This is a genomic window from Actinosynnema sp. NPDC023658 (assembly GCF_040639995.1).
Taxonomy (GTDB): Bacteria; Actinomycetota; Actinomycetes; order Mycobacteriales; family Pseudonocardiaceae; genus Actinosynnema.
Window position 1 is genome coordinate 1 of record NZ_JBFAAX010000682.1, and the last position, 3,109, is coordinate 3,109.

2 protein-coding genes are annotated in these 3,109 nt (G+C 73.1%); one reads left to right on the forward strand and one right to left on the reverse strand.

Annotated elements, in window-relative coordinates:
• Positions 1–1,257: tetratricopeptide repeat protein (locus AB0G02_RS33095; protein WP_360802150.1), on the forward strand; the 1,257-nt coding region annotated here is incomplete at its 5' end.
• A 50-nt stretch (positions 1,258–1,307) separates the two neighbouring features.
• Here AB0G02_RS33095 and AB0G02_RS33100 read toward each other — a convergent pair.
• The gene (locus AB0G02_RS33100; RefSeq protein ID WP_360802153.1) at positions 1,308–2,834 is read right to left on the reverse strand and encodes a glycoside hydrolase family 76 protein; all 1,527 of its coding nucleotides are present in this window, start codon (positions 2,832–2,834) and stop codon (positions 1,308–1,310) included.
• Positions 2,835–3,109 lie beyond the last annotated feature (275 nt).

Genomic DNA, 3,109 nt, shown 5'->3' on the forward strand with positions numbered 1-3,109 from the left:
ACGCTGGTCAAGGCCAACAAGGTGGTCACCGCCGCGCACTGCGTGAGCGGCCGGAGCGCGTCGAGCACCAGCCGCGCCGCCGCCGGCCTGCTGGGGCTGCCCGAGTCCCGGACCAGGCGGCTGCTGGACGCGCTGGAGGAGGCGTCGCTGCTCGACCACGACGGCCGCGGCCGGTGGCGGATGCACGACCTGGTCCGCGCCTGCGCCACGACCACCGACATCCTCACCCACCAGGCGCGGGAGGCGGCGCTGCGGCGCGTGCTCGACTTCTACGTCCACACCGCCTACTGCGCGGACCAGCTCCTCGAACCGCAACACCACCCATTGCGCCACGACCCGCCGGCGCCCGACGTCCACCCGCTCGCGCTGGCCGACATCCCGGCGGCACTGGCCTGGTTCGACGCCGAGCACCTCTGCCTGCTCGCCGCTCAACGCACCGCCATCACCCACCAGTGGCACTCGGTCGTGTGGCACCTGGCGTGGAGCACGGACACCTTCCGCTACCGGCGGGGGCACCACGGCAACCGGCTCACCGCGTGGCAGGCTGCCCTCGACGCCGCCACGCACCTGTCCGACCCCGCCACCCGCATCGTCGGCCACCAGCAACTCGCCCACGCCCAGGCCCAGCGCGGCCGGTACCAGGACGCGCTCGAACACCTGCGCACAGCGCTCGCGCTCGCCGTGCGGGACAACGCCCTCCCGCACCAGGCCGGCATCCACCGGGTGCTGGCGCAGACCTGGCAGCAGCAGGGCGACGACCGGCAGTCCCTGGAGCACGCCCGGTGCGCCCTGGAGATCTACCGCGACCTCGACCTGCCCGTCCGGGAAGCCGACATGCTCGCCGCGGTCGGCTGGTTCACCGCCCGCCTGGGCGACTACGACACCGCCCGCGGCCACCTCCGGGCGGCCCTCGCCCTGAACCGCCGCCACCACCACCCCACCACCGAGGCCAACACCCTGGACAGCCTCGGCTGGATCGCCCACCGCAGCGGCCACCACACCGAGGCCATCCGCCACTACCGCGAAGCGCTCGCCCTGTTCCGTGTCCTGGGCGACACCGCGCACACCGCCGACACGCTGGACAACCTCGGCCACCCCCACCTGGCCCTCGGCCGGCACGCCAGAGCGCGCGCGGTCTGGTGCCAGGCGTTCGAGCTCTACCGGCAGCAGGGTCGCGACACCGACGCGAAGCGCGTCCGGGCGCAGCTGGACGGCCTCGGTGATCCGTCGACGGAGCAGACCGGGCAGCTGGTCTGACACCGCCCGGCAGGTCCGCGGCGGACGCCCCGGTGTTGTGGGCGGACGGGTCAGCGGGCGGCGTTCATCAGGTCCACCGCGCTGTGCTGGCGAGCCGCGTCGCTGCGCTGGAACGGCCCCGCCCACGGCTGGTCGTAGGAGTCGGCGGACGAGCGGTCGCGGGTGTGGGCCGAGTCGGCCTGCCGCTTGAGGTAGGCCGTGTACGGGCGGTCCGGCAGGACCTCGTTCAGCTGACCGAGACCGCGCACGTACGCGCCCTTGAACGACGGCACGTCACCACCGCCGCCGTTGTCGAACAGGATGCCGCCGGGGTTGAGCGCGGCGCTGGTGGTCGACGCGTCGGCCAGGGTGCGGGCCCGGGTGAGGAACGCCTGGTCGCCGGTCGCGCGGTGCAGCTCGGTCAACGCGGCGAGCGGCACGCCCTGGTTGTAGCTCCACGGCGTCTGACCGTTGTTGCGGCACGTGGAGGTGACCAGGCCGTCGTTGACCAGGTTCGAGCCGTTGACCATGCCGCTGCCCTGGAACCACGTCCAACCGGCGCGGGCGCGCTGGAGGTAGGTCGCGTCGCCGGGCAACCGGTTGTGCAGGGCGGCGTTGAGCTGGACGTACAGCGAGTTGGCGATGGCGTTCTTGTAGGTCCGGCTCGACGACCACCAGATGCCGCCGCCGCACACCTGGTCCCAGTAGCGGTGGATGTGCTCCGCGCCCGCGCGGGCGGTGTCGAGGTAGCGGCGCTCGCCGGTCAGGTCGTAGGCGGCGAGCCACGCGAGGCCCCACCACGCGACGTCGTCGTTGTAGTCGTTGATGAAGTCGCCCTGCCACGCGGAGCGGTTGAGGTCGTAGGTGCGGGCGATGGCGTAGCGATAGGAGCCCATGCCGCTCACCCGCGCGTTGTCGATGATCGCGGTCAGCGCGTTGGCCGAGTTCCACCAGCCGGTGGTCGCGAACAGGCCCGTGCCGCGGTCGTAGCGCTCCATCAGGGCGGTGGCCGCGGCGGTGCGGCGGTCACCGGCGTTCCAGGTGGTGCGGTACCAGCTCGTGCAGGCGATGGCCGCGGACCCGGCGGGCTGACCGCAGGCGCGCAGCAGCCCGACGCCGAGGTTCGCCCAGTCGTCCACGTTGTGCATGAGCGTGCGCCAGCCGCCGTAGCCGGCCGGGACGGTGGTCGCGCCGACCTTCGGCTCCCACGTCACGCCCGCGTCGAACGAGCGGTCCAGCCACACCGCGTCGCCCTGGCCCCCGCCGGCGATCACCGCCCAGCCCATCGTCTCGGAGCCGTCGAAGCGCAGCGACACCTGCCGCGTGCCCGCGGGCACGACCTGCGCGACCCGCTCCCCCGCCGCCAGCGCCGGGTCGCGGGCGTCGCAGTACTTGTTGCAGATCGTGGCCAGGGTGGTCGGCGGTGCGGTCGCGGACGGCCGGGTGGCGGACCGCTGCGCGCCGGGCGGCAACGCGGGGTCGCGGTCGTCGCAGTAGCCGTCGCACGCGGTAGGCGGCGCGGCCGGTTCCGGTGGTGCGGCGGTCGGGACCACCACGAGGGACAGCAGCAGGGATCCCAGAACGACGATGTTCGGCACAGGACCTCCTCGACAGGACGACCGGCAGCGGCGGGAACGCCCTCCGTGGGAACGCTCTCACGTTGCAGGCTGGGATCAGCCGCGGCGCGGCGTCAACACCGCCGACCGGACAGGTTCGTGTCAACCGCGCACCGTCACCCCATCGCCGGATGTGGAGTAGACCATCCAGCGGCTCGCCACCGGCCGACACCAGCGGGATGACCACCGGTATCCCCCTGATGCCCAACGGGATCCTCCCGATCAAGGACCGGTACTTCGACACCCGCGAGGTGTTG